6 protein-coding genes are annotated in these 4,140 nt (G+C 39.6%); 5 read left to right on the top strand and 1 reads right to left on the bottom strand.

The annotated features are described in order from the left end of the window. The coding region (locus ACWIUD_RS11955; protein WP_454149372.1) for a hypothetical protein at positions 1-760 on the bottom strand (760 nt) is incomplete at its 3' end. A 355-nt stretch (positions 761-1,115) separates the two neighbouring features. Between ACWIUD_RS11955 and ACWIUD_RS11950 the strand changes: the two genes are divergently transcribed. The 5 genes from ACWIUD_RS11950 (at position 1,116) to rplT (ending at position 4,098) form a co-directional block, all read left to right on the top strand. Then, the gene (locus tag ACWIUD_RS11950; protein ID WP_454136994.1) at positions 1,116-1,361 is read left to right on the top strand and encodes a NifU family protein; all 246 of its coding nucleotides are present in this window, start codon (positions 1,116-1,118) and stop codon (positions 1,359-1,361) included. A 36-nt stretch (positions 1,362-1,397) separates the two neighbouring features. After that, positions 1,398-2,054 (top strand): hypothetical protein, encoded by a 657-nt coding sequence (locus ACWIUD_RS11945; RefSeq protein ID WP_454149370.1) that lies wholly within the window; start codon positions 1,398-1,400, stop codon positions 2,052-2,054. Beyond that, on the top strand, positions 2,051-3,346 hold the full coding sequence (locus tag ACWIUD_RS11940; protein ID WP_454149368.1) for a UDP-N-acetylmuramoyl-L-alanyl-D-glutamate--2,6-diaminopimelate ligase: 1,296 nt from the start codon (positions 2,051-2,053) through the stop codon (positions 3,344-3,346). Before ACWIUD_RS11945 ends, ACWIUD_RS11940 begins: the two co-directional genes overlap by 4 nt. Positions 3,347-3,461: 115 nt before the next feature. Beyond that, positions 3,462-3,656 (top strand): 50S ribosomal protein L35, encoded by a 195-nt coding sequence (gene rpmI, locus ACWIUD_RS11935; RefSeq protein WP_454136991.1) that lies wholly within the window; start codon positions 3,462-3,464, stop codon positions 3,654-3,656. Between the two features lie 91 nt (positions 3,657-3,747). Beyond that, positions 3,748-4,098: a 50S ribosomal protein L20 gene (gene rplT / locus ACWIUD_RS11930; RefSeq protein WP_454149366.1), complete on the top strand. Its 351-nt coding sequence runs from the start codon at positions 3,748-3,750 to the stop codon at positions 4,096-4,098. The last annotated feature ends 42 nt before the right edge of the window (positions 4,099-4,140 follow it).

The following is a 4,140-nucleotide window of genomic DNA, read 5'->3' as shown; positions in this document are numbered from 1 at the left end:
TTTTATATTTATTTGGATAAATCATCGCATTGCTTATCAAATCAAAATTATTCATCGTGCGAATGTTGCTTTTATATAAAGTGCCGATGGTGCCGTATTGCGGGGTGATTTCTGCTTTGAAACCATTTGCGCCACTTTTGGTTAGCGTATAAATGTCATTGTAAGTCGATAGGCGGGAGAAATCCACGCCCAAAGCCGTGTAAGATTTGCCACCTGTATCCGTAACGAGTTTAGCAATCAAATATTCTTTGCCTAGCTCAAAATTCGCGCCAAAATCAAGCAAGATTTTAGATTTTGCGTCTTTGAAGCTCACGCTACCGCCATCACTAACACTTATCATAAGGTGCGATAAATTTTTGCCGTTGCCATTGTTATTAAATGTATTAGCACTCTCATCGATAAATAATCTGTAATTTTTGATTAGTATTTTTGCGCCTTTTTCCGCCTTTAAATGCGTGCTATTCTCACTATTTGCACTCCAAATTGGTTTTATCGTGCCTAAATTATTTAGCGTTAGTATAGTCTCTTTTACATCACTCGAAATTCCACCCATCGTGCCGTAGTTTGTTACAGCACCAACACCAAATGCCCCAACGCCACTATCTCTATGAATCCAAATCATTCGCTCCGCAATGCCATAATTGATTACTTCTCCAATATAGCCACCATTGTTAAATTGTGTCCATTGATTGCCTTGACTTACTTTCAGCTCTCCATAGTTGATAAAAGTGCCGATTTGAGATTTGATGGTAATACCCACACTGCCACCCACTAGATACGCGCCACTATTTGTGATTTCGGTATATGGTGTATCTATTGTGCAATTAGAACTACCAGAAGTGCAATTTTTAATATCTCTTAACTCAATCGCATTTAATAGGCAAAATCCCCCCCCCCCATAGCAAATGTAACAATATAGCCACTCTACGCATATTTCGCCCCTTTAATCGATGATTTGCAAATTATATGTTTTGCCAACTTAAACCAACTTAAACAAAGATAATACTTGGCAAAATTCGGGGTGCAATGGCGCAAAATTTTCACATATTTTTGCAAAAATGCAAGTTGTGGCATTTTTATGGTAGAATTATCGCTAAAAAATGCGGAGAGAATAAATGGTGATTTTTAGTGATGATGAGCTTTTAGAGCCTGTGGAGGGCGTTTTGGAGCGACTGCGCCCTAGCATTTTGCTTGATGGCGGGAATATTACGCTTGAATATATCAAAGGTGGCAAGGTTTTTGTGCGATTAGAGGGCGCGTGTAAGGGTTGCCCAAGTAGCAACAATACGCTTAAAAACGGCATTGAGCGCACTTTGCGAAATGAGATTCACCCAGAGATTGAAGTGGTGAGCGTAAATTAGGGATTCGCCACAGAGCACGAAAGATTAAGGATTTTTTTGGAAAAAGTAAAAGTTTTGGATAGAAAATCGTTCTCGCTTCTATCAAAGGCAAAAAAGGCGTTTTTGGCAAAGGACTACGCGCTATCACTGCGCCTTTACAATGATTTGACACTTGCTGATGATGAAAACAAAGAGGCAAAAATCGGCGTCCTTTTAAGCGATATAGCCGTTGAAAACGAAGAGCAAGCGCAAAAACTCTTTGAATACTATCAAATCCTAAAATTGCAAAAAATCGCCCACGCAGAGGACAATATCCTAAATATCATAAGCCTTTTGGATAGGAATACAAATCATTTCGCCGAGCTTGTCAATGACTTTGAAAACGCCAAAATTAACGACATTGATGGCATTTTGTATAGCGACTTTAAAAAGCTAGTGGCGGCGAGTAATTTTAAGAAAATCTTTGAATGCGCGATGTTTAGCACAAAGATTATTTTCACAAATAAGGGCGATTTCGTGGAGTTTTTGGACTTGCTTGTGGAAAATGATTTTGGCGATGTGGCGATGCAATACATTGAGACGCTAGATTCTGCGAACTTTTATGATAAAAAAATCCAAGATATTCTAAAAAAAGCATTAGAAAACGCAGAATCTAGCGCAGAATCTAACAAAAAACCTGCAAAAATTGCAGAATCTACCAAAGGCAAAAAATGAAAATCGACTTAAAAAATGGCACGAATCTAACGGACAACACGCAAGAAATCGATGAAAATAGCATTTTTGTAAAAACCGCGCTAAATGAAAAATACGCAAAAAATCTGCCCTGCAAAATCATTGCGCCAAATGAGCTAAAAAAATATTTGGCGCATTCGCCCAAAATCATCGGCATTACGGGAACAAATGGCAAAACAACAACGGCAAGTTGCATTTATTCTATGCTACTCACACTTGGATTTAAAGCCGCGCTGATTGGTACTCGGGGCGTTTTTATAAATGATTCGCAAGTCGCACCAAAGGGGCTTACAACGCCTACTCTGCTTGAACTTTACCACTTTATCCACTTGGCAAGTTTGCAAAATTGCGACTTTGTGATTATGGAGGTTAGCTCCCACGCGATAGCCCAAAAGCGCATAGAGGGGCTAGATTTCGCACTAAAAATTCTTACAAATATCCAAAGCGACCATTTGGATTTTCATAAAACTTTGCAAAATTATATCGATACAAAAAACGCGTTTTTTGCGGACTCTGCGCTAAAACTCATCAATAAGGACTGCGATTTGGCGCGTTTTAATGTCGAAAATGCCTACACTTATGGCATTGAAAATGTTGCTAATCTCAAAGTGGAGGCATATTGTGCGCGTCCAAATATTCACGCGCTAATTTTGTGGAATAATTTTCGCACCAAAAAAAGCGAAAATGCAAATGTCAAGTCCTGCCTCACAGGCAAATACAATCTTTATAATATCATCGCGGCGATTTCGGCGGTGCGGTTAGTTTTGGCGGATTTGAGTTTGGAGCAAATCGCCGATTCGCTAAATGAATTTGGTGGCGTGGAGGGGCGAATGCAAGTGGTGAATCAAAATCCGCTTGTGGTGGTGGATTTTGCCCACACGGCGGAGGGAATGCAAAATATTTTTGAAGCGTTTTTGGGTGCGAAGATTGTGGTAGTTTTTGGCGCAGGTGGCAATAGAGACAAAACCAAACGCCCCAAAATGGGCAAAGTCGCCGAAATCTACGCACAAAAAATCTACCTTACAAGCGACAATCCACGCGATGAAAAGGCAGAGAATATAATCGCTGAAATTTTAGGCGGGATTAAAAATAAAGAAAAAGTTATCACTCAGGCAAATCGCAAAAACGCCATAATCTCCGCACTTGAAGGGCTAAAAAGCGATGAGATTTTGCTAATTTTAGGCAAGGGCGATGAGACTTATCAAATCATAGGGAGCGAAAAAATCCCATTTGATGATAGGCAGATTGTAAGAGATTTTTACGCAAAATCCTAAAAATGCGCTAGTCTGCCCCAAAACGCAGAATCTAATTAGATTCTACAAAAATTAAGCAAATTTTTCAAAAATTTACGATAAAATCGCAACTTTTATTTTTTAAAAAGGAGTGCGAATGCCAAAGATGAAAACAAATCGCGGCGCAGCGAAGCGATTTAAGGTTAAGAAAAATCTTATTAAGCGTGGTTCGGCGTTTAAAAGTCATATTTTAACCAAAAAATCGCCCAAGCGAAAAGCCGGACTAAACGCCCCGCAGTATGTGGATAAGACAAATGAAATGCAGGTGAAAAAACTGCTTTGTTTGGCGTGAGTGTTTTAAAAGAGTTGAGTTAGAATCCCCCGAAATGGGCAAGTTGTAGCAATGCTACCACCGAAATCAAAATTAAGGTAAAGGACAAAAAATGAGAGTAAAAACAGGCGTTGTTCGCCGCAGGCGACATAAAAAGATTTTAAAACTAGCGCGAGGCTTTTACAGCGGGCGCAGAAAGCATTTTAGAAAGGCAAAAGAGCAGTTAGAGCGAAGTTTGTGCTATGCGTTTCGCGATAGAAAGCGCAAGAAGCGAGATTTTAGGCGACTATGGATTGTGCGAATCAATGCGGCGTGCCGAATCAATGATATTAGTTATTCAAAATTTATCCACGGGCTAAAACTCGCAAATATCGATTTGGATAGAAAGATTTTGGCGGATATGGCGGTAGAAAATCCAAGTGCGTTTAGCGAGATTGTAGCAAAGATAAAGGGCGCAAAATAGCGATTTTAGATTCTGCGAAATCGCAGAATCTCACACGGAAAA

Source organism: Helicobacter sp. 23-1044 (assembly GCF_053654695.1).
This window is presented reverse-complemented; position numbering and strand designations above follow the sequence as displayed.